The sequence below is a fragment of the 'Nostoc azollae' 0708 genome (assembly GCF_000196515.1).
Lineage (GTDB): Bacteria > Cyanobacteriota > Cyanobacteriia > Cyanobacteriales > Nostocaceae > Trichormus_B > Trichormus_B azollae.
The window spans coordinates 1,295,147-1,318,392 of the sequence record NC_014248.1 but is presented as its reverse complement, the minus strand read 5'-3'; the positions used below and the strand labels follow the sequence as shown (position 1 = coordinate 1,318,392).

Here is a 23,246-nt window from a genome sequence, read left to right as displayed (position 1 = left end):
TGACAAGTTAAGGAAAAGGGGAAATTGTCAAGGGTGGTATTTGCAGTGGTTAAAAATCGTGAGCAACTCATTATGTCCATGACCTCCGCATGGTTGCAGGGTCAAAAAACCCAATTGTCTAGACAAGAATCTTGTGTTTGTCGTCCTTGTTAAAGGAGAAGTAGAAAAAGACATAGTGCTTTTTAGATTGGTTTGTAGGGGCATAATTGAATATCTTCATTTATCCCACATTCCGCACCGTAAACTGCCACAGGGAGAAATTACGGAGAGGAGAAATCCAAGGGAGCATAAAAAGGAACATATGTAGTGAAGAAAGGCATTAGAGAAACAGTAAAGCACCAAAAATAGCATCAAAAGCTATTCTCAATAAGGAGCAATAAGAAAGAACACCGCCCAGAGGAGTCAACAGATAAATGAAGATATTCAAGAGATAAATCATAACTTAGACTAATAGATTGAAGTAAGAAAAGAAATTATGGACGCTGATTTTACGCTTAATAGCACTGGAGATAACCAGCTTAAATCTGACATCATTTTCAGATTTGATTCTGTATATAAGGCCCAGTCCGCTACTATGAGACTGTTAGCTTTTAGTTAACTTTTAATTGTTTTTGGTACTCTACTGCTATTTTACCAAAGCATGGTGAATCTGCTTGGTTTCCCGATGCTAGTTATAAAAATATTGGTATGTCTCCATCTCCTGAACATACTCCTGAACATATCATTTCTATGATGAACTGTTTTAACTCCGGTCTATGGTCACCAGAATAACCGTAGGTGATGGTTATTTCTTTTGGTGATTTTACTGCTAATTCTTCTATTTCTTGATTATTTCCTAGTTTCTGACTCTCAAATATCACTTCTGGTAAGCTGGTATTATATTGCCAATGTATGTGCATTTATGATAAGTCTAGACGCCCTGCTCATAGGGATACTCCAAATTTTTTTGCTGCTTTTAAGGCGACAATAAAAAATATTCTATCCAATCCTTTTATCAATAGTTTATCCATGACTCTCCCCAGTTTATCATCCTTGAGATATTCTGGTTTTACTCCTGGTCCTATTAGATGGTCACAGGGGATTATTTCAAAATCTTGGGGAAACATATATAAGGGTTTTTATACAAATCCTAACCAGTTTATTATCATGGCTTTTACTACATGACACGGACTTACTTTCTCTCCAATTCCAACGGTTATTTCTACTACTCCTATGGCGTCTATTATTCCTGCTACTATGCCTAAATGGTCTAGCTTTTGAATTTCCATTTTTTGAAGCTTTGATTTCACAACAGAATTATCCACAACTCCTGTTGTGATTAAATCATTTCTTCTTCTGTTCTAATTTAATTTTTAAATCATTACATTTTCTTTTCTTTTATCTTATTTACAAAACTTTATTCTCTCACTCTATTACCATTTTAATCATACTATTCTCATTAAGCCTTTTCTTCCTTGCAGGAGCTTTAGTTTTTGTGTACTACTATCTGTGACAGTTAGGGTACAGTTAGGGTGCGGAAGGTGGGTTATATGAGTGTCAGGAATTGCTTCTGGAAATGATGGCTTCCGTTCGCAATAAGCAGGTATTTTTCTGCTTATCATGAGGGGCTGAGGGCTATGATGCTTATCCAGCGACATCTTTAACTTCTTTGTCGCCCCCTTAAACAATACCCCTCTCCGCCACCGGAAAGGGGTTGATCAAAGATTAAAACTCAGCACTACCTAATAAGCATCTTGCAACTCATAGAAATCAGGTGAGATGTAATCCTTGCGTAAAGGCCAACCTACCCAATCTTCCGGCATCAAAATCCGCTTCAAATTGGGATGACCTTCATAGATAATACCCAACATATCGTAAGACTCGCGCTCTTGCCAGTCCGCAGTCTTCCAAATCCAGTACACTGAAGGCACAGTTGGATTGTCTCTAAGTAAGAATACCTTCACCCGGACTTCTTCAGGTTTATCAGCATTATCACTCACCTTCAACAAGTGATAGACACTGACCAATTCCTGTCCCGCACCCAAGTCAATACCTCCCTGAAACTGGAGATAATTAAACCCGTAAGCGTACAAAGCTGTAGCAGTAGGAAGCAAAAAATCTGCGTCTACCTTAATAATCTCTACCCCATTAGCATCGGGGGCCAAAGATTCATGGTGAAAGCCATTTTCAGTTAACCACTGGGAAACCTGACCCGCTGGAACTATAGACTCTTCAGCTGCTGGAACTATCTTAGACTCTTCATCAGCCACGCTTTTCTTCCTCCTTTGTCTTGGATGTCAGCAATGCTGGTGGTACAGGCATACCAACTGCTTCGGTCAGTTCCTTGGGTGGATTGAAGCGAGTTCCTGACTGCATATACTTACCAGTTAAAATCTCTGGTACTGGCTTCATGCTGTGAGTTGTACTGTAATAGCGGTGGGTTTGCTTGATTTGACCCCGTTCTTGCATCGAATCATTAGCGATTTTCTTCCGCAACTTAATAATTGCATCAATAATCGCTTCTGGACGGGGAGGACAACCAGGTAAATACACATCCACCGGAATTAGCTTATCAACTCCGCGCACAGCTGTAGGCGAGTCAACACTGAACATCCCGCCTGTAATTGTACAAGCACCCATAGCAATTACATACTTAGGTTCGGGCATCTGTTCATAAAGACGCACCAATTGAGGAGCCATCTTCATGGTAATTGTACCAGCAGTGATAATTAAATCAGCTTGACGGGGACTAGAACGGGGAATTAACCCAAAACGGTCAAAGTCAAAACGAGAACCAATTAAAGCTGCAAATTCAATGAAGCAGCAAGCTGTACCAAATAGCAACGGCCACAAACTAGAAAGCCGCGCCCAGTTGTAGAGGTCATCAACGGTAGTCAAGATGACATTTTCTGACAGTTCTTGAGTAACTGTAGGACGCTCAATGGGGTTGATGATTAGCTCTTTGTCCTGAGTGGTTATATTAGAATTCAAGACCATTCCAAAGCTCCTTTACGCCATGCGTAAACTAAAGCGACTACGAGAATCGCAATAAAAATTAACGCCTCAATAAACGCCAATAAACCCAAACGGTGGAAAGCTACCGCCCACGGGTACAAGAAAACAGTCTCAACGTCAAAGACAACAAAGACTAAAGCGAACATATAGTAGCGAATATTGAATTGAATCCAGGCACCACCGATGGGTTCCATGCCGGATTCATAAGTTGTGCGCCGTTCCGGGCTGAAGCTACTAGGTCTGAGGAGTTTGGACGCGGAAAGCGCCAGGGCTGGTACTAGGCTACAAAGGAGGAAGAAGCCTAGAAGATATTCGTAACCTTTGAGGACAAACACAATGGATATCTACCGCTGATGGTGGAAATAAAGCTGTGAGTTTCTTTTACATTATATCTTTTAGGGTTTTCTGAAATCTGGGAAACAGATGTGCTGCTTGTATTTGATTCAGTTTTGAGAGCTATAGAAAAGTCTAATAATTATGTCATAATTTTTAACGTATCTTTAAGATTTCCCCTCTAGGAGAACCCAGCCATGAGCGCACAAGCTGAAGAAGCTCTTGAAACTCAGGTTTTAGACCGTTATGAATGTCGCTCCTGCGGTTATGTTTATGAACCGGAGAAGGGAGACGACAAGTATGATATTCCTGCTGGGACGGTTTTCTCAGAATTGCCTGTCAATTGGCGTTGTCCAGTTTGTAGCGCTAAAAAGGTGGCTTTTGCCAATATTGGGGCTGCGGGTACGGCATCTGGTTTCAAAGAAAACTTAGGTTACGGCTTAGGTGTGAATAAACTTACACCAGGGCAAAAGAACATATTGATATTTGGGGCTTTAACCCTTGGCTTTTTGTTTTTTATCAGTCTTTACGGCTTACAGTGAAACTGCTTTGGGGATTGGGGACTGGGGACTGGGGATCTGAAAGAATCACCATCTCACTCCTGATAGCACAGCTTGGTGTATGACTTTTACGTCGTCACGCAAATAGCTATACTCCTTGAACTCCTAAACTCCTATTCCGTCTCATCTTAAATAAGACTTCCGCAAATTTAGATAAACACTAAGAAATACTGATGCATTCAATTGTAAAAAAGTGGCAAGGAATATTTGCCGCACTCATAGTAGTCCTAGCCTCTATAGGTTGTAGCAAAGTTCCCTCTGTTAGCTATAATCCCTGGGCAGTTATTAATGTGCCAACAGATGCGAAACTTTTCGATATTGCTTTTACTGATAACCCTAACCATGGTTATTTAGTGGGTAGTAATGCGACTCTGTTGGAAACTAATGATGGTGGAAATACTTGGCAACCGCTACAACTAGCAGTTGATGAGCCAAAATCTCGATTTGATTCAGTAAGTTTTGCAGGTAAAGAGGGTTGGATAGTTGGAGAACCTTCTTTATTGCTGCATACTACTGATGAAGGTAAATCTTGGTCGAGTCTGCCCTTGAATGAAAAGTTACCTGGTAGCCCAATTTTGATTACTGCTTTGGGTGAAAATACAGCAGAAATGGCTACTGATGTGGGAGCTATCTATAAAACTACAGATGGTGGTCAAAACTGGAAGGCACAAGTAGAGGCTGCTGTTGGTGTGGTGCGTAACTTGGAGCGCTCGCCTGATGGTAAGTATATTGCTGTTTCCTCTAAAGGTAGTTTTTACTCTGTCTGGGAACCAGGACAAGCTGCTTGGGATCCCCATAACCGCAATAGTTCTAGGCGTTTAGAAAATATGGGTTTTGCTGGTAATGGCCAATTATGGTTATTAGCACGGGGAGGTCAAGTTAAATTTAGTGATTTGACTAAATCTGATGAGTGGTTGGATGTAGAATATCCAGAGTTAGCTACTAGCTGGGGTTTACTAGATTTAGCCTATCGTACACCTGAAGAAATCTGGATTGGTGGTGGTAGCGGCAATTTGCTACGCAGTACCGACGGTGGTCAAACCTGGGAAAAAGACCGTGAAGTGGAAGGAGTCGCTGCTAATTTTTACAAGATTGTATTTTTTAACCCTGATCAAGGTTTTATTATTGGCGATCACGGCATTCTGCTCAAATATAACCCCAATGCCAATTCATCATCCCAACCAGAGGCTGCTTAGTTACAAGGTGGGTTAAGAGATGATAACCTTTTCTGAGAAGAACGTTGCAACTTGTAACTCTTTCTAAACTTTGTAGGATAATAAACTCAATAGTAGTTTTTGTGAAGGTAGTCACTTAAATGTCAGGTACCACTGGAGAGCGTCCATTTTCGGACATTGTTACCAGTATTCGTTACTGGGTAATTCACAGCATCACCATTCCAGCTTTATTCGTTGCTGGTTGGTTATTTGTTAGCACTGGACTGGCTTATGATGCCTTTGGCACACCCCGTCCTAATGAGTATTTCACCCAGGTACGTCAAGAAGTACCAATTGTGAAAAACCGTTTTGAAGCTAAAAAGCAAGTAGAAACATTTATCGGAAAGTAATTTGAAATCATGGCTAGCGGCAATAACATCAATCAACCAGTTACCTATCCAATTTTTACGGTCAGATGGCTTGCAGTTCACACTTTAGGTGTGCCAACTGTCTTCTTTTTGGGCGCGATCGCCGCAATGCAGTTTATTCAACGCTAGGAGCAACTCATGGAAAGATCCCCAAATCCTAATCAACAACCAGTTGAGTTAAACCGTACTTCTCTGTACCTGGGACTTCTACTAATTTTCGTTCTAGGGATTCTTTTCTCCAGTTACTTCTTTAACTAACTGGAACTGTCACTGCTAATTTCTGTTGATTTGTTGTTAAGGGAGGAGAAAACTGTGTCTGGAAGTGGGAGAATTCCCCTGTGGGTTGTCGCTACAATCGCAGGTTTAGGTGTAATTACTGTTGTAGGTATATTCTTTTATGGTGCCTACGCCGGAATAGGTTCTTCTTTATAAGACTAACCTGATCCGCATTTTCGTTCAAAAACGAACTTTGAAAAACCGCCTTTCTCAAAGAGATTGGCGGTTTTTCAGGTAAAAATGGATAATTTGGTGATTGGTGATTGGTGATTGGTGATTGGTGATTGGTGATTGGTAATGGGAATTAAGAGGTAAGTAATTATCCCCAGTCCCCAGTACCTAATTAAGCGATATCTTCACGTTCAATGTATAAAAATAAGAACGCGAAAACTACTGCTGGTAAAACTAGACCAGTCAAAGGAACGAAGATGGAAGGTAAGAACGAAGAATAAGCCAAGATAGAGGGCAAAAATGAGCCTAACATAATAAAGAATCCTTTGAAGTCACACTACAATTCAAAATGAGCTTACTGTAAAATTCTAACTATTTTTGCAAATTCTCAAGATTTTTAACAGTTAGTAACTTTGCTCTCAAATCTCGCTGCTCTCAAATCTCACTGGATAAGTTATCACTTATAGCACATATAACTCGTCTTTTCTTCAATCCATCCCTGACATTTTTGAGGAAAGCAGCAAGATGTTAGTATTTGATAGAAGATGAAGGATGAAATTAAGGTAACTATGAAGACATTATTTCATGCGCTCGCTACGCCCACTACAGGCATTGCACTTTATAATAAACGCTGATTCTGTGCAATCATCCAAAATTGTTAAATGTTCACTGATGGTTAGTCTTTTTGTTGTTTTAACCTTGCTGGAACTTTTACAACTGCTGCTGTAGCTAAAGTTCTTAGGATCCAACAAACTAATGTAGTTGCACCTACCCAAGCAAATGCTATGTCTGATAAACTCTACCGTATGCTCAAAGCGATAGAAAATGGTGATACCAGTGAATCGTAAATATTATTGCGTGAACTACAACTTGTGTGAACTACAACCAGATGGACAACATTGGCTAAATCAAAACTTACCTAGTAATAGGATTGTGACAGGACTCACAAAATGAATACTAAACTTAACTGCCCTGTGTGTGGATATCAAGAACTTGCAGGTGACATTTGTCCTAATTGTGATACTGATATTTCTCTAATTCGCACAGTCCATAATTTAGTCCCAATAGAAAAAAACCACTACAAAAAAAATTAGTAGTTGGAATTTGGGAGTTGCTTTATTGAGCCTAATGATAGGTATGAATTTGGGACTCGGAGCAAGTTTCTTGATCATGTAACCCCGTCTATATAATGCAAATACTTCTGTTCCTAATTCTACGGTAGTTAGTAAATATAAATCACTAAAAAATACTCCTATTCCAAAATTACCAACATTAAATATCTACATTATTATTGTCAAACCAGGAGATAACCTCAGTGCAATTGCTGAAAGATTCTGTCTAAAAGGTAATGCTTGGCAAAAGATAGTTAAAGCCAATCCCCAACTACAAAACCGCAAAGATTACTATATAGATCCGGGGGAAGAGTTAAAAATTCCCAAGTGTCAGGAGAGAACTGAATGATTATCCTGGATACCCTCAAGAAAGCCAGCCAAAAAAACTGAAAAATTACAGTTAGCTTATCGAGCATGGCAAGAAGTATCTGCTGAATCAATAACTGAGCAACGAGAAATTATTAAACGCATTGCTAAACATAAACGGTTGCTATTTTTACACGAAACTGAAGCATTAGTCAAGGCTGAAAACTTAGAGAAAGCGAAAATAGTAAGTACACAATTTCTTCAAAAGATTGGCACTAATGCTTTAGTTGAAGGTAATTTGAAAGAGTATATTCAACCAAGTTTAGAAGCCGCAGTTTGGAAAGATTTAAACTGGGACAATATTGCTAATGAAATTAAAAATGTCTGGATTGTTAAGCCTAATATCATTACCTTGCACAATTGGAAAGTAGGAACTTATTTCTATTTCCAAAAAATCTCTATAAATTAGTTGATTTCATTATCGCCTTATCCACAGCCCTAGCAAATTTAACCGCTGATTATACCCTCAAAGATGTTCATAGGTTGGGGAATCGAACTGTAGATTATTCATCAGTATCTTTAGAATTAAAACGCCGTTTATCAGTAGCAAGTAATATTGTGAAAGATAATAATACTGAGGGTTATTTAAATCTGCACGCTCACTATCGTTGGGAAATAGTTGCACTCAGATTTATGGGAGAACCTGCCAAATCAGGAATCCAATTCAATGATGTATTTATCACTCAAGCCTGTTATCATAGGTTTATTTCCCAATGACAAAATATTATCTTATATAAAACCTCATCAGAAAATTCTTCATTCCCTTTATACACGAGATTAGCTGTAGCCGCTTGCTTAGAAGGAAACAGTCAAAGAGCAATTCAAATTAAACCCACAACTCAACCGACTACTGGAGTTGGAAAATTTGCTGATGATTTCGTTGCCTATTCTGAATTTTACTATTATCTACAACAACGAAAATGGCAACAAGCAATCCCAAAACTCAAGCGAGCAAAAGTAGAAATTAAAGAGAATCAAGATTGGCAAGAAGAACTAGATAAACTTTGTAATTATCAACGTCAAATTATATCAGAACTTCGTGAAAATCTAGAACTTCCTCCATTGTGGTAGTATCTTATAGATATTACGTATTCTCGCAGTTATTTAGCTGAATATAAAGCAGAATAAATCAGACATAAATTTGTTGATGAATAAATTTATCTCAATCAAGCCCTGAAAAAGCTGCAAGAAATTAAAACAATTGATAACACTAATCCCTATTTTAATGATATTAGACCTCTTGCAGAATTAATCTTATGTTATAATAGGGTTTGTCTTTGTTTTAGCCAAAAGTTAGAGTTACACGGTTATGTTTGAATTAGCCAGCCCAAAGAACACCAAAAATACATAAATTATAAAACTCTCTATCATACCACAGAAACAATTTTGCAAGAGGTCTATTATAGAAAGTGTTGAATTCAATCATAAATTAGAAGAAATTAATTTGCTGTTGAAAACTAGACAGTATGAAGAAATGGTGAGAAAAGCTAGACATTCAAAACGAGAACGAATTCGTTATGTTGTGGCTAAGTTTTTTATAGATATATTAATTAATGGATTAAAAGAAGGTAGTTTATATGACCCAAAAGTTATGGTACAACTACGACGTTGGGCTTATGAAATTTTTCCAAATGAACGAGGATTTCAAGAAATTTCCCGAGGTTTAAAATTGTGTTGAAAAGTCAGAGTAAGTAGGTTGGCGTTCAAAATTGTCTTTATGATAGGCAAAAGGTAACAGGGAAAAGGATTTTGGTGATTTTAATTTTTGTTACATACTTCTGTTTTTTCCCACAGACGTACTTAATTTTAGATTTTAGATTTTGGAATGGGTATGGAAAATAACCCATACGATATATTAGGTGTATCTCAATCCGCATCGAAAGTAGAAATTAGCAAAGCTGTCACTTTAGCCATGAAGCGCAAGCAATACCCAGTAGATGTGATTGCTAAAGCTCAAAAAAGCTTGATGAAATCAGAAGAAAGAATTATTGCTGATTATTTCCATCCCATATGACCAACTATCAAAGGATTCAAATATAGTGATTTATCACCTTTAAATCAACCAGCACCTACCTTAACTTTATGATCATAATTTGACGGTTTAGATTTAGCGAGTGCATAAGCCAACCAACAGAAAACCTAGAGCCCGAAACCTTAGTACTCCCCTTATCAGAATTATTCAGCGAAGGCCTTGCAGCTTGTCAAGACGGACGTTACCCAAAAGCGATAAAATACTTGGAGGACTACTGCCATAGTTGTAGAGAACGCAATAGGCAAAATTATCTGCAAGCTACAATGTGGTTGATTAAAGCCTATCAAATGGGTGGATAATTATAGAGAGCGATCGCCCTTTGTAATTCCTTGATTCATCATAGTCATCCCCAAGTCAACACTTGGGCTAACAAAATTTTAGCAAGATTAACTAAAGAGAGTCCCCGTGTCTGACTTAAATCCAACTTATTTTAGAAACCAAGAATTACGAGATTTACTCATAGAAAATCTTGGTAATGTCGGAAAGGAAAATGTTGTTTTACAGGAATCTTTACGAGAAGAGCAAACCAAAAATACAGCAGAAAGAGAAAACTTATTTTTAGAACTTTTAGAAGTTGCTGATGCATTAGAAGCATTACTAGATTATCTGCACAACAACCCTAAAGCCCAGTCCAGAATTTATAGAACGCCTACCCCGTTCCATAGCCGCAGTTAATCGCAAGTTTCTTAGCGTACTTGGAAAACGTCAACTCATACCCATAGAATTAGAAAGTACAGAACCAGATTTTAACCTATGTCGTGTAATTGATCGGGAAGAAAGAACAGATGTTCCAGACCAAACAATTACGAAAATAGTCCGTCGTGGATTTCGGTGGGGAGAGAGAATTTTGCGCCCTACAGAAGTAATGACTGCTAAAGTAGAACCAAATTTAGAATTAAGTGTAGATGGTAGTATAAATGAAAGTCTAAAATAATATTTAGATTATTTGTATGGGTTCACACAGAACAAAAATTACTAATAATTCTACCTTTAGAGTCACAATAGTCAAGATAGTTCAAACTTTAAACTCACCGAGAAATTCTATGAATCCTCACGAAAGTAATATTCAAGAAACTGCCACAGCGTCAAAAAAATGGAGTAGTTGGCAAGAAAATTTTACCTTAATAGCGATCGCACTGACCTTAGCATTGCTAATTAGGACATTTGTCGCCGAACCCCGGTTAATCCCATCAGAATCAATGTACCCAACCTTACACACAGGGGATCGCTTAGTAGTCGAAAAAGTATCCTACCGTCTTCAGCCTCCCAAAATCGGCGATATCGTTGTTTTTCAATCACCACCAGAATTACAACGTCGCGGATATGACAAAAACCAAGCCTTGATCAAGCGCGTTATCGGTCGGCCAGGAGAAGTAATTAGTGTTTCTCAAGGTAAAGTTTACCTCAACGGTCAACCCTTACAAGAAGACTACATCGCCGAACCCCCAAATCAACCATTTCCAGCAGTTACAGTTCCCCAAGACGGATTTTTCGTCATGGGAGACAACCGCAACGATAGTAATGACTCCCGCTACTGGGGCTTCTTACCCCGCAAAAATCTCATCGGTCGCGCCACTTTCCGCTTCTGGCCTCTAGACCGCATCGGATTAATTTAGTCATTAGTTATTAACTCAAGTTGCTAGTCATCTAGTTGAGCCTGGTAATGGGTAATGGGTGATTGGTAATAGGTGATTCAAATCCCAGTTTTCATCCTTTAGTCCTGGACATCCTGTATCCCGTACGGGACCGTAAGCCATTTCTGACAGTTTCCCTTCAAACACCACTGATAACTGATAACTGCCTAAAACCGTAGATAATACATTAACTGTGCAATCGCTTCACCAGACAGTTTTAACCGTTGCTGAAAATCAACCAGATTACGGTAAGACCCAGCAGTGAGGCGATTCCGTACCACTGCTTCAGCCAGATATAAATCCATCAAAGGAATATTCATCAAAGTTTCTACCGTTGCTGTATTTGGATTCACTTGCGTAGTATTAGCTAAAGATTCATCATCATAGTAATTAAAATTTAGGAGTGGTTTGAGTATTTCTATTCGATGAACTGGTACACTCAACGCTGCAGCAATATCTTCAATACAGTAAAATTTTACACCAGAACGTGAAAGTTCCACAAGTGATCGTCCTTGGTGAATAGACAAACCCGGTAAGCATAGCCAATCATCTACACTCGCTTGATTAGCATCAATACGCATCCCTAATTGTGCCGCCATCTGAATTTCTTCCCCAGATTGTAGACGATAGTAAGGATCATTGAGCAATTTAGCACGGAGTTTTTGCAATTTGAGATTGATAGGTAGCCAGTTGTTCATTGTGTTACTTACATCAAGAAATCTGATCAAGCATCTGGCGGCGTTTTTGCTCAAATTCATACTCAGAAATTAATCCATCTTGGCGGAGTGCATCCAACTCACGCAAAGCATGACCTACTGATTCTACTTGATTACTTACCTGTGGAGAAACCTTCACCACTGACTGACCTAAATTAAAATTCCGGTCAAAAGCTTCTTTATCTTGGGTTAGATACCAAACCCCTTCTATAGCACTAGCAACCTTGGGAATTGGTGTCCAAGATAACAAGACATACAAAATTCCCCATAATGGCTGCCCCAAATAAAATTTGTGTAAACCTGAAATTGTGACTATACCAGAAAAAGCTAGAATAGCCGCAATGCTTCGACTTTTCCGTTTAGTTAACATCATCTCCATCAATCTCCAAATACCAAAAACCCTACAACGAGACACCCCCTAATCGTAAATCAATTGTATTAATTCCGCTTAGTAAAGTTCAGGAGGAAAAACACATATCTGAATCTATTGTATGGATTTAGCCGACAGGTAACTGCTACTCTTGACAATCTAGGTAAATTAAATTCTAACTGTATCAATACATATAAAATAAATAAACACCTAAAATAAATAAACAATCTAGATCAATTTACCTAATTCCACAGAAAAGTCTGCATTTAGCTTTGATCATACCTTAAAGCTCTTATTTGCAAATATTACAACAATGTCCCAAAACGCCCTCGCACCAGAAATACTTGAATTACTTATTGACCCCTATGCTGTTTTGGGAGTTTCTGTGAACGCTGATGATCGCCAGATTTATAAGCGTTATCATGCTTTGGCAAAGCAACTGCATCCTGATATTTATATAAATATTCAGAATAGCGATAAAGAAATATCTAGACTTATATTAACTCGTTTAATCAATCCTGCTTACCAGCTATTAAAACAAGAGAAGAAACGTCTTAGCATAGTATCGACATTACGATTAAAAGCAACATCCTTAGATCAGGAGAACTTGTCCGAGTTAAAGAAAGCTATAAATATGCAAATTAGACCAATTTCAGCACAAGAAGCTGATTTCTTTTATGAACAAGCGATCGCTGCTTGCGTAGCAGTCCAATATAAATCCCTACGAAAATCACATCAAATAACTAAATATATAACTAAACTAAATTTAGTTTATCTATCCCTACTAAAAAACAACAGCTTTGAAACAGAAACACTAACAACTGAATCCAAGTCAATTGTCCCTCGTCCAGAAATCCCAAAACTTACACTGGTATTATCTGATGACAGTAATTCTAAACCCACTTTCATCAACTACGCTCAACGACACTACGAGCGAGCTGTTCAGTATACACAACAAGCAGAATGGGCGCTGGCCGTCAAAGAACTGCGTGATGCCATCAAATTAGAGCCAAACAACAGCGACCATTACGCCTTACTAGGAGTAGTTCATTTTCAACAGAATTTCCCAGGAATGGCAAAAGTTTATATACGTCAAGCCTTAAAACTAAATGCAAAGCACCCACTAGCCTTGAAATACGTAACTCTACTGAAAATAGAAACGGCTGAAAAATCTAATCCTAAATCGATCTCAAAAGCTTTAAACATAGCCAGCTTATTAAGCCGCTTTCTCTTTGGTCATGATTCTTAACTCAACACGAGACAGTGAACAGACTGATAGCTGAATGCTTACCCAGAAAGTTTTTAGAATCTCTTTTGTATATTCACCTTATCCTTAACCGATGTAGCAATACCACGCTTCACCAAAGCTGCCTCTAGTTCCTGAATCAATTGCAAATCTTCACCCAACAAAGGCTTATGCTCCCTAACGGGACTTAAACAAAAGTTAAGAGTAAAAATGAGTATAATGGGATTTCGGTGTAGCTTTCACGTTAAAAGAAGCTGATGACAGAAACCACTGTCCCAGCAATGGCACCATGGTTTGAAAGATGGTGTCATTTGATGATTTATTTACTCATCAAGCGCAAAAAAGAGAGTTTAGACATGATTTAGGGGGATGATTGGGTAAAAGTGAGAGAAAAAACCTATTTGAAATGGCAGAGAATGCCATAGGGGTGACTTACCACCGATTACACCACTTTTTAACTGAAGCACCTTTTTCAACTGAAGCACCTTAGTCCAGTTCCCAAGTCAATGACCGTCGGTTAGAGATTATGAACAAGTGTAGTCAGAGGAGAATCACCAGAGGATTTAGCTTAATAGTTGATGATTCTGTCCATAGAAAAAGGGGGAATCTTAGGGATGGAGTAAGAAGAAAATATATTGGAGAAATTGGGAAAAGGGATACTGGAATAGTAGTAGTAACAACACATACATATATTATGATGGCAGTAAAAGCTTACCATTACATATAGAGTTAGATCACCACGGTGATTCTTTACTCAAAGGGAAACAAGAGCCTCTATTTGAGAATAAACCTGAGTTAGGAATTAAATTAATAGATCTGACCTTAAGCCGTGATTATCAACTAGGAATAGTAATTATAGATCCTGGATATGGCCACAATACATCTTTCTTATTAAAGATAGAAAATTGGAATTTAAAGTATTTAGGAGGATTAGCTAAAAATCCCACAGTCCTTAGCAGTGACCAAGAGGATAGTCCACAAATAATTAGGTTAGATGAATTAGCACAAAGTTTACCCCAAGAGGCTTTTACAGAAATTCAACTGGGGTTAGATAAAACCAAAATATTATGGGTAGTAACTAAAGAAGTAGAAATATCACCCTTAACTGGAAAGGGGAATATTGCTATCCTCATCAACGGTTCTACTTTCTCTCAAGCCACTGATATTGACTACTTTATGCCCAATGTTTCTTCATCAGTTGTCACACCCCAATAGATAGTTGATAGATATTCTCAAAGAAATTGGGTAGAAGTTGTTTACAGGGAAGCCAAGGGATGGTTAGGACTCAACGAATATCAAGTTGGAGATAACAGCAGTTGACTGCGCCATTTTATTTTAGTTTTCTGTGCCTACACTTTTATTCTTTGCCATCAGTGGACTGGAGGATTAAGACCAAGGTGGGCTAAGAAACCTTTGAATACTTTTACTGCAGCTTTAGAAGAGTTGAGAACAGCCATATCTTTTCTATTTATTGATTGGTTCAACTGGAATCCGGACGTGTTTCCTTCTTATCAAGCCAGTTTGGGCTACATTTGGGCTTTATTTTTGTTTACTTCCCGCTAAGCAATGGTTCTTTTTCCAAAAAACTAAACGCTTGTCGAAATTTCAGTGGACTAGCTTTAATTTGTGCATCAAAATGACAAGAAATAATTTGATCAAAATCCCAACTGGCAATTTTATCAGCCCAGTTTAATACTAGTTTTGGTGCCTGGGGAAGAATGAGATTGTGTAAAATCGGTGCTACAAAGGGGCGACCATTTCCACATAAGGTATCAAAAGAGCGTTGCCATTTATTTTGCCAGCGAATCAGCCCAGTTTAATAGAGGAAATAAACCAAAATAGGCTTTAGCGGAACCGTCTGGTGATTTTTTAGGATTTTGCCACATTTCTTTGATTCCCGTAACTTCTAAAGCACTAGGACAGACATCAATCGCAAATCAAGATATTCTCTGCAGTCCTTGACGACGATTTTTATGATTGTCTTCTATAACCTACTGTCCATTTTCTCTAGCGTGAAATAATAGGGGATATGGTTCTAATTGTAAAATTCCTGGTGGTTTTTCTGGGACAGAAACTATAGTATCTGTAAGTAACAGAGTAGGTGGTACTTTTGTGGAAGTGGCATTATTTCACAAAAGCACCACGTCCTCAATTAATATCTAAAATTTCATATGCAAATTCATCACTAAAAGGATTTTGATTAATATTTCCTATATTTTCTGGTAGTTCTACAGTTCGTTTTTGGCGAAAGCTAAGCCAACTCAGTGGTAGATTAAATGGAAAACTCCACTGATGAGGAGTAACATAAACTACAGCTTGGGGAAATTTTCTGCCAAAAGGTCCAACAAATATCTTATGCTCTAAACCAGAACTGGTAGGCAAAATAATAATATATTTAACACTACCATGTTTTGCTTCCAACTCCTGAACTAAACAGATAGATTCAGGTGTAGGTATGACAGGTGCATCAACCAAAAGACAACCTGCGTGTAGCTTGATAATGGTCATCCGAATGAGTACAACTGTATACAGTATGCCTTGTAATTGGTCAAATGTCCAAATGCTATCTTTGAATATTTCTCCAAATACTGTTAGTAGTTTACCATAGGGATAGAGTGCGTAGTGCAGGCCAAAAAGGCCATGACCAATCTCGCTTATTTATACTTTCCGAAGCTTTCATTGTCTTTTGATTAAGAGCTTATTTTTCATCTTTAGCACTATGGTCTTGAGTTCTTAAAGTCTCTTGCTGTAGCCTCTGGTTTCCAGCGTCTATATAATAATAGTGTAAAAATATTCCTACCTCAATAGACTGACTCAAAACAAGAATTATGACAATGAATTCTAACTTACAACGTGCATTTGCTAACCGCAGTGTCCTGAAAGTAATCAGTGGTTTGAATAATTTCAATGCTGAAAGTGTTGCTGCTACTGTGAAAGCGGCTGAATTGGGTGGTCCAACTTTCATTGATATTGCTGCTGATGCAGCTTTGGTTAAATTAGCTAAAAGTTTAACAAATCTGCCAGTTTGTGTTTCCGCAGTTGAACCGGAGAAATTTGTGCAAGCTGTGGCTGCTGGTGCTGATTTGATTGAAATCGGTAATTTCGATTCTTTTTATGCTCAAGGTCGCAAATTTAAAGCCGAGGAAGTTTTAGCCATAACGTATCAAACTCGTGCTTTGTTACCTGAAATTACCCTATCTGTGACTGTTCCTCACATTCTAGAATTAGACCAACAGGTACAACTGGCTGAAGACTTGGTGAAAGCTGGTGCAAATATTATCCAAACTGAAGGTGGTACTAGCAGTAAACCTGCTCACGGTGGTACTTTGGGTTTGATTGAAAAAGCTGCTCCTACTCTAGCGGCAGCATATCAAATTTCTCGTGCGGTTTCTGTGCCTGTTTTGTGTGCTTCTGGTATTTCTAATGTGACTGCTCCTCTAGCTATAGCTGCTGGTGCTGCTGGTGTTGGTGTCGGTTCTGCTATTAACCAACTCAATAGCGAAATTGCCATGATAGCTGCTGTTCGTGGTTTAGTTGAAGCTTTGGCAACCGCAAGTACTCGCACATTTGCATAAATTCCTATAGGCAATGGGGAATAGGCAAGAGACAAAAGGCAAGAGGTAGAAGTTGTTGACTTTTGTCTTTTGACTTTTGACTTGATTTATCTCCCCAGTCCCTAGCTGAAACAATCTTTCAAGGCATCAATTACTTTATCTTGCTGTTCCTGTGTCAATTCTGGGAACATGGGTAAAGATATGACTTCGTGACAAGCTTGCTCAGATACTGGTAATTGTCCTGGTTGATAACCCAGATTTTCATAAACTGGTTGCAGATGTAAAGGACGAGGATAGTAAAGCATGGAACTTACATCTTTTTCTTGCAGTTGAGTCCGTACCCAGTCCCGATATTTGGAACTTGCACCATTTCTTTCTTTGCTGGAAACGCGGATGGTATATTGATTCCAGACTCCTACTCCTCCTAGTAGTTCTTGGGGTGTGATGATACCAGAGACTTGACTGAGGGATTGATAATAATAAGCGGCGATTTTTTGGCGTTGTTGATTCCAAATCTCTAAATAGCGGAGTTTAATTTGGAGAATTACGGCTTGAATGGCATCTAAACGACTGTTGACTCCTATTTCTTCGTGAATGTATCTTACTTTGCTACCATGTTCTCGCAATATCCGCACTTTAGCAGCGATCTCACTATCATTAGTTGTAATTGCACCGCCATCACCGCAACCAGCAAGATTTTTGGTTGGGTAAAAGCTAAAACAACCAATGTGCCCAATGCTGCCAACTTTTTGATCATTCCAGCTTGCACCTGTAGCTTGAGCGCAATCTTCAATTACTGCTAAATTATGAGATTGGGCGATGGTCATTAAAGCTGTCATATCCACAGGTAAACCAAATAAGTGAACTGGGATAATAGCCTTGGTTTTGGGTGTAATTGCTGCTGCTATTTGGGTTACATCCAAATTAAAGGTAGTGGCATCAATATCAACAAAAACAGGTGTTGCACCTACAGCACTAATGACTTCAGTGGTAGCAAAAAAGGTGAATGGTGTGGTAATAACTTCATCACCTGCACCAATTCCTAAAGCACGCAACGCCAAATATAGGGCATCAGTACCAGAATTACAAGCTACACATTCACTGACAGCATTATAAGCAGCAAACTTTTGTTCAAAGCCTTCCACTGCTGGCCCACCAATATAACGGCCAGAACTAAGAACTTCTAAAACTGCATTACTCACTTCTGCTTGAATGGTGGCATATTGCTGCTTTATATCAAAGGCTGGAATCGAATTCACGCTTTGGATCATAATTCTTATTTTATGGTGAGATACAAAAGATACCCTTTTATTGGTGATGATTGCTAATCAAATTTTCAATTCTCAATTATTCCCATTTAGGCTATAGCAAGTGACATATGACAGGGAAGAGAGTTCAAAGTCTTGCAATATCTGAGTTATATGATAAGTTCATGTTCTCATCAAACTAACAAATGTTATAAGTAAGTGGGGGTTAAAAATCGTCGTTATGACAAGGCAAGAGGTGAAGCAGGGGAGTTTTGGGGAGCCACTGCGGTGGAAGGGTTTCCCGGCATAAAGCCAGTGGTGTGGTTTCCCCCATGTAGGCGCTTCACCTTCCCCCAGGGTTAGACTGGAAAACCCGAAAGGCAATAGGGAATAGGGAAGAGGTTTTCAGGCTAAGTTAGATTTTTTTACATACTTTTTTTCACGTCGTTCTACTTATCGTCAATAGAAAATCCCAGGAAGGAGCTAAGATCATGCCGGATTTGATTAAACTGGATTTTGTGGATTTGATTTTAGCTGTGGCTTTAATGGCGATCGCTATTGGTTTATCAGCCTGGGAAAAATTAGGACTAGAATTAAACTTAGCTTTAGCGACGGGTAGAACTATCCTCCAACTCATCGTATTAGGATACGTTTTAGACTTCATCTTTGCTGTTGATAATATTTGGTCTGTTTTGGGAACTCTAACAATCATTCTCACAATTACGGCGATTGTCGCACGAAATCGTATCAGCCAAAAAATTCCGCTGGTACTACCTTTAGTCTGGATGGCAATTTTTATGAGTACGTCTTTAACGTTGCTGTATACCAACTTCTTGATTATTCAACTAGACAGATGGTATGAACCACGTTATTTAATTCCTTTAGCGGGTATATTAATTGGTAACGCCATGAACGCCGCCGCAGTGGCAGGAGAAAGACTGGTTAGCAATATTAACCAATATCCCACAGAAATAGAAACTCACCTCTGTTTAGGTGCAACTCCTCAGCAAGCAGTGAGCCAATACTGCAAAGACGCAGTTAAAGCCGCATTTGTTCCTACTTTGAATCAAATGATGCTAATTGGCATGGTGACAATACCGACTTTCACCAGTGGTCAGTTATTAGCTGGAGTATGTGCTTTGGAAGCTGTATCCTATGAAATTCTAATTATTTTTATGGTAGCTGTGGTTAATTTGTTGACAACTATTTTAATTACTAAAGGTTTATGTCGTCAGTTTTTTAATGATGCTATGCAGTTGGTGAGATAAGAAAATGTTCGGTTGATAACTTACTATTTTGAGGTTATCTCATCTTCACATTTAGCTAACTATCACCTAAATTTTGTAAAATTTCTGCAATTTGTGATTTTAATTCAGATAAATTTTGCTCGATAATTTTCCATTTCATAATGAAACAGCTTCACTTAATATTTTATCTCTAATTAACTCATGTAAATTCTCCGCTTCCGCAACATCAACTTGTCATCCTAGCAATGCTGCTAAATCTTGAGTTAAAGCTATATAGCCCACATTGCGCACCCACAACTGTCACACCCCAACAAAACGGATCTATTTAGTACATGAGAACTAATCGCTGGGAGATTTGACTCAAATTTATTCAACCTCAATAGTAATTACTACTATGAACTTAAGTACATCAGTACTATATACGACTAAGTACGAAACTTCAGTTCTTAGGTTGTTTATGGAAAACCTGGTTCAAAATCATTGAAAGCTTTATCCTCAATTACTATAAGAAAACCGAAAGGATATTTTGAATCCACAGAAAAATGAGAGAATTGAAACAGATACTTTTGTGGAGTTTTTATTGCCATGTTTAGTACCAAAGACCTTAAATTGCAAAAGATGGACCATTTAGGGATAGTAGTAGGAATAGTAGATTCAAGTGGGATTATAGAAATAATTAATAGACCTATTACAAAATTGTTTCTGTGGTATGGATAGAGAGTTTTAGATTCTATGTATTTTTGGTGTTCTTTGCGAGCGTTAATTCAAACATAACTCTGTAACTCTAACTTTTTTTACTCAAACCAAGACATCCCCCATTATAACATAAAACTAATTCTGCAAGAGGTCTAATAATTTACTAGTAGTCCACGAAGGCAATATTGCTGGGTAAGCCCCTCTAATTGATAAACTAGTCAAAAAAGGGGTTGACCATGGCAAAAAAGTATGTTGTAGATTTAAGCAAAGAGGAAATTTTACAACTGCAAGCAATCCTCAAAAAAGGAAAGCACAAAGCAAGAAGTATAACCCGTGCAAACATTCTTTGAATGGCATCTGAGGGAGAAACGGACACGGCGCTGCCGCAGTTCGAGTTCATGTTGCCACGGTGGAAAGGACAAGAGAAAAGTTTGTGATTGGTGGATTAGAGTTTGCTTTAAAGGATGGGGAAAATCCACCAAAACCCAAAAAATTAGATGAAAAACAAGAAGCATTTTTGATTGCGACTGCTTGTTCTAATCCGCCAGAAGGAAGAGTGTGTTGGACAATGCAATTATTAGCGGAGCATTTAGTGAAGGTTGGTATTATAGATTGAATTTCAGACGAAACAATACACCAAACTCTAAAAAAAATGAAATTAAACCGTGGTTAAAAGAACAGTGGTGTATTCCCGAAGTTAACCCAGAGTATGTGTTCAGAATGGAAGATGTTTTGGATTTGTACAATGAGCTATATGATCCGGAAAAACCTACACTCTGTGTAGATGAACGCCCATATCAATTAGTAGAAGAAGTAAGACTTCCTTTGCCACCAGAACCATATCAGCCTGAAGGTTATGATTGTGAGTATAAACGCAATGGTGTTGTAAATTTATTTGGCTTTTTTGAACCAATAGCCGGGTGGAGGCATATTGAAGTTACACAAAGTCGGACAAAAGCTGATTTTGCTAAACAATTAAGAGATCTAGTAGATGTTTATTACCCCCAAGCTGATGTGATACCTTTACTTGTTGATAACCTAAACATTCATACTCCAAGTGTTTTATATGAAGTTTTCTCTCCACAAGAAGCACGCCGCATTATTCGGAAATTAGAGTTTCACTATACTCCTAAACACGCTTCTTGGTTGAATCAAGTAGAAATTGAATTATCAGTGTTATCTCGCCAATGCTTAGAACGACGTATTCCTAATGTAGAACTATTATCTTCTGAAATTGCTACTTGGGAGTCACGGCGTAATCAACAAAAACCCAGTGTTTATTGGGGTTTTAAAACCAAGGATGCACGTAAAAAAAATGTAGCGTTTATATCTGAGTATTTAACCCAGCAAAATTCCCTTGGCAGACTACTAGGGTCCGAAGTAGGAGAAAAAGTCAGTGCGGGTTAGGTAGTAAAAGCTATGATTTTAAATGGCTTAAGTATGATGTTACAGCCTATATATATATGTTTCCTAAATTTGTGGGTTAAAAAAAGTAACATAGGAAATTGGACACTGTAAGAATAAATAATTAGGAATTAATTACGAATTACGAATTAGGGCGGGGAAACCCCACCCCTACAGTTAACTGAAATTAACTGAAATATTTGATGATGACGTCAGCAAATTCAGAACATTTTAAAGGTTCTACAGGTGGTTCTATCATCCGCGCTAGGTCGTAGGTGACTTGAGCATTGGCGATCGCATCCCCTAAACCCTTTTTTACCAAGTCTGCGGCTTCTCGCCAACCCATAAATTCCAGCATCATCACACCGGAAAGTATCACAGAACCGGGGTTAATTTTATCTAAACCAGCGTGTTTGGGTGCTGTACCATGAGTGGCTTCAAAAACCGCGCAGGAGTCGCCAATATTTGCCCCTGGACCCATGCCTAAACCACCGACGATCGCCGCAGCAGCATCAGATAAATAGTCACCGTTGAGGTTCATTGTCGCCAGAATAGAATACTCATCTGGTCTAGTTTGGATTTGTTGAAAGATACTATCGGCAATGCGATCATTGACCATGATTTTCTCTTTCCATTTCCCATTCCCGTGAGTTGCCCAAATATCATTAAGAACTGTTTCCACTTCCTTGACAATTTGCGCTTTTTTTTCTGGAGTTAAGGAATCAAAACCAGGATCAATCATTCTGGCGTTTTCTTCTAAGGAGATATTGGCGTTTTTCTCCTTATTACCCAAAATCCAAGATTCCCGTTCTGTAACCGTTTCGTTACGAAATTCGGTGGTTGCTAGTTCATAACCCCAATCTCTAAAGGCGCCTTCGGTGTATTTCATGATGTTGCCCTTATGCACCAAAGTTACTTGTTGCTTATTTCTGGGCAAAGTCAAAGCGTGTTTAATAGCACGCCTAAGTAAGCGTTGAGAACCGCTTTTACTGATAGGTTTAATACCAATACCCGCATCGAGGGGAATTTGCTTTTTCCCGTGTTCTGGAGTTGCGGGAATCAGTTCCTCATTGAGAATTTTAATTAAGCGATCACCTATTTCACTTCCCTGTTTCCACTCAATCCCCAAATAAATATCTTCCGTATTTTCCCGATACACAATTACATCCAATTTTTCAGGATTTTTGTGTGGAGATGGCGTACCAGCGTAATAACGACAAGGACGCACACAGGCGTACAGGTCAAAAATCTGACGTAATGCTACGTTTAAAGAACGAATCCCACCACCCACTGGAGTAGTTAAAGGTCCTTTAATAGCAATACCATACTCTTTAATAACCGTGATAGTATCTTGGGGTAAATACTGGTATATACCGTATAAATCACAGGCTTCATCGCCAGCATAAACCTTAAACCAGCTAATTTTTCTTGTACCTTTGTATGCCTTAGCAACTGCAGCATCAAGCACCTTTTCAGTTGCAGGCCAAATATCTATACCTGTTCCATCACCGCGAATAAAGGGGATAATAGGATTATCAGGAACAACAGGTTCACCATTTTTGAAGATAATTTTTGCGCCAGTCGTCGGAGGGGTAATCTTTTCGTACATAATTAATACATTCCAAATAGAAGAAGATCAAGGAGTCAGCAGTCAGGAGTTAGCAGTCAGAAGTTCAAGAAAGTTTTTTACTCTTGCCTCTGGCCTT

25 protein-coding genes and 6 pseudogenes are annotated in these 23,246 nt (G+C 38.6%); 20 read left to right on the top strand and 11 right to left on the bottom strand.

The annotated features are described in order from the left end of the window. Positions 1-24 precede the first annotated feature (24 nt). Positions 25-153: a hypothetical protein gene (locus AAZO_RS40985; protein WP_266888447.1), complete on the top strand. Its 129-nt coding sequence runs from the start codon at positions 25-27 to the stop codon at positions 151-153. 67 nt (positions 154-220) lie between these two features. On the opposite strand, the pseudogene AAZO_RS37095 reads toward AAZO_RS40985, so the two are convergent. The 5 genes and pseudogenes from AAZO_RS37095 to ndhC all read right to left on the bottom strand — a co-directional run bounded on the left by AAZO_RS37095 (position 221) and on the right by ndhC (position 3,329). After that, positions 221-439 (bottom strand): annotated as a pseudogene (locus AAZO_RS37095) (C4-dicarboxylate ABC transporter). Between the two features lie 29 nt (positions 440-468). Continuing rightward, positions 469-1,268, bottom strand: a pseudogene (locus AAZO_RS43395) (IS1634 family transposase); the annotation flags it as partial. 453 nt (positions 1,269-1,721) lie between these two features. Continuing rightward, a complete protein-coding gene (locus AAZO_RS05965) occupies positions 1,722-2,249 on the bottom strand; it encodes an NAD(P)H-quinone oxidoreductase subunit J (protein ID WP_013190562.1) in 528 nt (175 codons plus the stop codon). Then, the gene (gene ndhK, locus AAZO_RS05960) at positions 2,242-2,976 is read right to left on the bottom strand and encodes a photosynthetic/respiratory NAD(P)H-quinone oxidoreductase subunit K (RefSeq protein ID WP_013190561.1); all 735 of its coding nucleotides are present in this window, start codon (positions 2,974-2,976) and stop codon (positions 2,242-2,244) included. The genes AAZO_RS05965 and ndhK overlap by 8 nt, the downstream gene beginning before the upstream one ends. Beyond that, entirely contained in the window at positions 2,967-3,329 is a 363-nt protein-coding gene (gene ndhC / locus AAZO_RS05955; RefSeq protein ID WP_013190560.1) for a photosynthetic/respiratory NAD(P)H-quinone oxidoreductase subunit C, read from the bottom strand. The genes ndhK and ndhC overlap by 10 nt, the downstream gene beginning before the upstream one ends. A 195-nt stretch (positions 3,330-3,524) precedes the next feature. Between ndhC and AAZO_RS05950 the strand changes: the two genes are divergently transcribed. The 6 genes from AAZO_RS05950 (at position 3,525) to AAZO_RS05935 (ending at position 5,901) form a co-directional block, all read left to right on the top strand. Continuing rightward, complete coding sequence (locus tag AAZO_RS05950; protein WP_013190559.1) at positions 3,525-3,869, top strand: rubredoxin; 345 nt, start codon at positions 3,525-3,527, stop codon at positions 3,867-3,869. 191 nt (positions 3,870-4,060) lie between these two features. Next, the gene (locus AAZO_RS05945; protein ID WP_013190558.1) at positions 4,061-5,083 is read left to right on the top strand and encodes a photosynthesis system II assembly factor Ycf48; all 1,023 of its coding nucleotides are present in this window, start codon (positions 4,061-4,063) and stop codon (positions 5,081-5,083) included. 119 nt (positions 5,084-5,202) lie between these two features. Continuing rightward, positions 5,203-5,451 (top strand): cytochrome b559 subunit alpha, encoded by a 249-nt coding sequence (gene psbE, locus AAZO_RS05940; protein WP_013190557.1) that lies wholly within the window; start codon positions 5,203-5,205, stop codon positions 5,449-5,451. A 9-nt stretch (positions 5,452-5,460) separates the two neighbouring features. Then, the gene (gene psbF, locus AAZO_RS29020) at positions 5,461-5,598 is read left to right on the top strand and encodes a cytochrome b559 subunit beta (protein ID WP_013190556.1); all 138 of its coding nucleotides are present in this window, start codon (positions 5,461-5,463) and stop codon (positions 5,596-5,598) included. Between the two features lie 9 nt (positions 5,599-5,607). After that, on the top strand, positions 5,608-5,727 hold the full coding sequence (locus AAZO_RS29015) for a photosystem II reaction center protein PsbL (RefSeq protein WP_081462709.1): 120 nt from the start codon (positions 5,608-5,610) through the stop codon (positions 5,725-5,727). 54 nt (positions 5,728-5,781) lie between these two features. Further along, positions 5,782-5,901, top strand: coding sequence for a photosystem II reaction center protein J (locus AAZO_RS05935; RefSeq protein ID WP_013190555.1), 120 nt, complete (start codon positions 5,782-5,784; stop codon positions 5,899-5,901). Between the two features lie 187 nt (positions 5,902-6,088). Here AAZO_RS05935 and psaI read toward each other — a convergent pair whose 3' ends face one another. Continuing rightward, positions 6,089-6,229, bottom strand: coding sequence for a photosystem I reaction center subunit VIII (psaI, locus tag AAZO_RS29010; RefSeq protein WP_013190554.1), 141 nt, complete (start codon positions 6,227-6,229; stop codon positions 6,089-6,091). 1,286 nt (positions 6,230-7,515) lie between these two features. On the opposite strand from psaI, the gene AAZO_RS25975 reads away from it, so the two are divergent. The 7 genes from AAZO_RS25975 (at position 7,516) to lepB (ending at position 11,042) form a co-directional block, all read left to right on the top strand. Next, positions 7,516-7,803 (top strand): hypothetical protein, encoded by a 288-nt coding sequence (locus AAZO_RS25975; RefSeq protein WP_049790563.1) that lies wholly within the window; start codon positions 7,516-7,518, stop codon positions 7,801-7,803. Beyond that, complete coding sequence (locus AAZO_RS25970) at positions 7,755-8,111, top strand: hypothetical protein (RefSeq protein WP_049790562.1); 357 nt, start codon at positions 7,755-7,757, stop codon at positions 8,109-8,111. The genes AAZO_RS25975 and AAZO_RS25970 overlap by 49 nt, the downstream gene beginning before the upstream one ends. Before the next feature lie 727 nt (positions 8,112-8,838). After that, a complete protein-coding gene (locus AAZO_RS05925) occupies positions 8,839-9,072 on the top strand; it encodes a hypothetical protein (RefSeq protein WP_041639552.1) in 234 nt (77 codons plus the stop codon). A gap of 153 nt (positions 9,073-9,225) precedes the next feature. Continuing rightward, positions 9,226-9,408 carry a hypothetical protein gene (locus tag AAZO_RS37075; protein WP_228371526.1) on the top strand — a complete coding sequence of 61 codons (183 nt, stop codon included), beginning with the start codon at positions 9,226-9,228 and terminating at the stop codon, positions 9,406-9,408. A gap of 423 nt (positions 9,409-9,831) precedes the next feature. Then, entirely contained in the window at positions 9,832-10,101 is a 270-nt protein-coding gene (locus AAZO_RS37070) for a hypothetical protein (RefSeq protein ID WP_013190553.1), read from the top strand. Further along, on the top strand, positions 10,028-10,360 hold the full coding sequence (locus tag AAZO_RS42315; protein WP_338027170.1) for a nucleotide exchange factor GrpE: 333 nt from the start codon (positions 10,028-10,030) through the stop codon (positions 10,358-10,360). Before AAZO_RS37070 ends, AAZO_RS42315 begins: the two co-directional genes overlap by 74 nt. Before the next feature lie 109 nt (positions 10,361-10,469). Continuing rightward, positions 10,470-11,042, top strand: a complete 573-nt coding sequence (lepB, locus tag AAZO_RS05910; protein WP_013190552.1) for a signal peptidase I — start codon at positions 10,470-10,472, stop codon at positions 11,040-11,042. Between the two features lie 185 nt (positions 11,043-11,227). Here the strand turns inward: lepB and AAZO_RS05905 are convergent, their stop codons facing one another. Continuing rightward, positions 11,228-11,758, bottom strand: a complete 531-nt coding sequence (locus AAZO_RS05905) for a ComEA family DNA-binding protein (RefSeq protein ID WP_013190551.1) — start codon at positions 11,756-11,758, stop codon at positions 11,228-11,230. A 13-nt stretch (positions 11,759-11,771) separates the two neighbouring features. Beyond that, positions 11,772-12,146: an NINE protein gene (locus AAZO_RS05900; RefSeq protein WP_041639549.1), complete on the bottom strand. Its 375-nt coding sequence runs from the start codon at positions 12,144-12,146 to the stop codon at positions 11,772-11,774. A 313-nt stretch (positions 12,147-12,459) separates the two neighbouring features. Between AAZO_RS05900 and AAZO_RS05895 the strand changes: the two genes are divergently transcribed. Together AAZO_RS05895 and AAZO_RS29000 are read left to right on the top strand one after the other, a co-directional pair. After that, positions 12,460-13,395 carry a J domain-containing protein gene (locus tag AAZO_RS05895; protein WP_013190549.1) on the top strand — a complete coding sequence of 312 codons (936 nt, stop codon included), beginning with the start codon at positions 12,460-12,462 and terminating at the stop codon, positions 13,393-13,395. 254 nt (positions 13,396-13,649) lie between these two features. Then, a pseudogene (locus AAZO_RS29000) lies at positions 13,650-14,955 on the top strand (IS701 family transposase). On the opposite strand, the pseudogene AAZO_RS05885 reads toward AAZO_RS29000, so the two are convergent. Further along, positions 14,951-16,072: pseudogene (locus AAZO_RS05885) on the bottom strand (DUF4336 domain-containing protein); the annotation flags it as partial. The pseudogenes AAZO_RS29000 and AAZO_RS05885 sit on opposite strands and share 5 nt — an antisense overlap. Positions 16,073-16,220: 148 nt before the next feature. On the opposite strand from AAZO_RS05885, the gene AAZO_RS05880 reads away from it, so the two are divergent. Continuing rightward, positions 16,221-16,967, top strand: a complete 747-nt coding sequence (locus tag AAZO_RS05880) for a DUF561 domain-containing protein (RefSeq protein ID WP_013190548.1) — start codon at positions 16,221-16,223, stop codon at positions 16,965-16,967. Positions 16,968-17,068: 101 nt separating this feature from the next. Here the strand turns inward: AAZO_RS05880 and AAZO_RS05875 are convergent, their stop codons facing one another. Next, positions 17,069-18,217, bottom strand: a complete 1,149-nt coding sequence (locus AAZO_RS05875; protein WP_013190547.1) for a DegT/DnrJ/EryC1/StrS family aminotransferase — start codon at positions 18,215-18,217, stop codon at positions 17,069-17,071. A 467-nt stretch (positions 18,218-18,684) separates the two neighbouring features. Between AAZO_RS05875 and AAZO_RS05870 the strand changes: the two genes are divergently transcribed. The 3 genes and pseudogenes from AAZO_RS05870 to AAZO_RS43390 all read left to right on the top strand — a co-directional run. Beyond that, positions 18,685-19,461 carry an ABC transporter permease gene (locus AAZO_RS05870; RefSeq protein ID WP_013190546.1) on the top strand — a complete coding sequence of 259 codons (777 nt, stop codon included), beginning with the start codon at positions 18,685-18,687 and terminating at the stop codon, positions 19,459-19,461. 911 nt (positions 19,462-20,372) lie between these two features. Next, a pseudogene (locus AAZO_RS28990) lies at positions 20,373-21,450 on the top strand (IS630 family transposase); the annotation flags it as partial. A gap of 63 nt (positions 21,451-21,513) precedes the next feature. Beyond that, positions 21,514-21,614, top strand: a pseudogene (locus AAZO_RS43390) (DUF4277 domain-containing protein); the annotation flags it as partial. Between the two features lie 113 nt (positions 21,615-21,727). Here AAZO_RS43390 and AAZO_RS05855 read toward each other — a convergent pair. Beyond that, positions 21,728-23,149: an NADP-dependent isocitrate dehydrogenase gene (locus tag AAZO_RS05855; protein WP_013190544.1), complete on the bottom strand. Its 1,422-nt coding sequence runs from the start codon at positions 23,147-23,149 to the stop codon at positions 21,728-21,730. Positions 23,150-23,246 lie beyond the last annotated feature (97 nt).

Bases quoted from the DNA above. Each gene is read 5' to 3' on its own strand.
- AAZO_RS05905 (WP_013190551.1), bottom strand. From the start codon at position 11,758: ATGAACAACTGGCTACCTATCAATCTCAAATTGCAAAAACTCCGTGCT.
- AAZO_RS05855 (WP_013190544.1), bottom strand. From the start codon at position 23,149: ATGTACGAAAAGATTACCCCTCCGACGACTGGCGCAAAAATTATCTTC.
- AAZO_RS05895 (WP_013190549.1), top strand. From the start codon at position 12,460: ATGTCCCAAAACGCCCTCGCACCAGAAATACTTGAATTACTTATTGAC.
- ndhK (WP_013190561.1), bottom strand. From the start codon at position 2,976: ATGGTCTTGAATTCTAATATAACCACTCAGGACAAAGAGCTAATCATC.
- lepB (WP_013190552.1), top strand. From the start codon at position 10,470: ATGAATCCTCACGAAAGTAATATTCAAGAAACTGCCACAGCGTCAAAA.
- AAZO_RS05880 (WP_013190548.1), top strand. From the start codon at position 16,221: ATGACAATGAATTCTAACTTACAACGTGCATTTGCTAACCGCAGTGTC.
- AAZO_RS05875 (WP_013190547.1), bottom strand. From the start codon at position 18,217: ATGATCCAAAGCGTGAATTCGATTCCAGCCTTTGATATAAAGCAGCAA.
- AAZO_RS05900 (WP_041639549.1), bottom strand. From the start codon at position 12,146: ATGTTAACTAAACGGAAAAGTCGAAGCATTGCGGCTATTCTAGCTTTT.
- AAZO_RS29015 (WP_081462709.1), top strand. From the start codon at position 5,608: ATGGAAAGATCCCCAAATCCTAATCAACAACCAGTTGAGTTAAACCGT.
- psbE (WP_013190557.1), top strand. From the start codon at position 5,203: ATGTCAGGTACCACTGGAGAGCGTCCATTTTCGGACATTGTTACCAGT.
- psbF (WP_013190556.1), top strand. From the start codon at position 5,461: ATGGCTAGCGGCAATAACATCAATCAACCAGTTACCTATCCAATTTTT.
- AAZO_RS37075 (WP_228371526.1), top strand. From the start codon at position 9,226: ATGGAAAATAACCCATACGATATATTAGGTGTATCTCAATCCGCATCG.
- AAZO_RS05945 (WP_013190558.1), top strand. From the start codon at position 4,061: ATGCATTCAATTGTAAAAAAGTGGCAAGGAATATTTGCCGCACTCATA.
- psaI (WP_013190554.1), bottom strand. From the start codon at position 6,229: ATGTTAGGCTCATTTTTGCCCTCTATCTTGGCTTATTCTTCGTTCTTA.
- AAZO_RS05950 (WP_013190559.1), top strand. From the start codon at position 3,525: ATGAGCGCACAAGCTGAAGAAGCTCTTGAAACTCAGGTTTTAGACCGT.
- AAZO_RS05870 (WP_013190546.1), top strand. From the start codon at position 18,685: ATGCCGGATTTGATTAAACTGGATTTTGTGGATTTGATTTTAGCTGTG.